The organism is Vibrio sp. 811, assembly GCF_033339195.1.
Genome location: NZ_JAWOUB010000487.1, coordinates 1 through 658, shown reverse-complemented (window position 1 = coordinate 658; position 658 = coordinate 1). Strand labels below are relative to the sequence as shown.

General features: G+C 49.1%; 1 protein-coding gene. It reads right to left on the bottom strand.

Annotated features, from left to right (window positions below):
- The coding region (locus R7Q46_RS27645; protein ID WP_318078347.1) for an HAD-IC family P-type ATPase at positions 1-658 on the bottom strand (658 nt) is incomplete at both ends.

Genomic DNA, 658 nt, shown 5'->3' with positions numbered 1-658 from the left:
AGCGACTAAATTTATCGAGGAATCGTTCTAACGGCGCTTTGCGCGATTCAGCTTCTTCAATCAAATGAAGGATGCGGTCAATGGCATTTTCACCTTGGCGGGAGGTCACTTGCACCTGCACTACTTTATCGACTACCACAGCCCCCGCCATGATTTTCCCGCCTTCTTCATGCTCAACAGGAACTGATTCACCGGTCAATGCACTTTCATCAAAGCTGGCTAACGTCGTCATCAATACACCATCAGCTGGCAAACGACCGCCAGGTGCCACTTCAATGACATCCCCAGGTTGAAGCTGAGACGCTGGTACTTCTTTGCGTACACCATCAATGATCAGCGTGGTGTTTTCTGGCACCAAATCCATTAAGGCCTGAACGCCACTTCGAGCTCGTGATGATGCGTATGCTTCTAGCTTTTCACTAATAAGGAAGAGCAATAACACCATCGCGGCTTCTGCGGTTTCACCTAAGTACAACGCACCTAATGCAGCAACACTCATCAGTGTTTCAATGGCAAAGGGTGTGCCACCACGAGCCAGTTTGACGGCCTTACGGGCAATAGGATACAAACCCAGCAAACAGGTTAAAGTAAAAATCCAGCTACTAAGCTGAGGGTTGATGCTTTCGACAAGGTCCGCACATGCCATTGCACCTGCGAT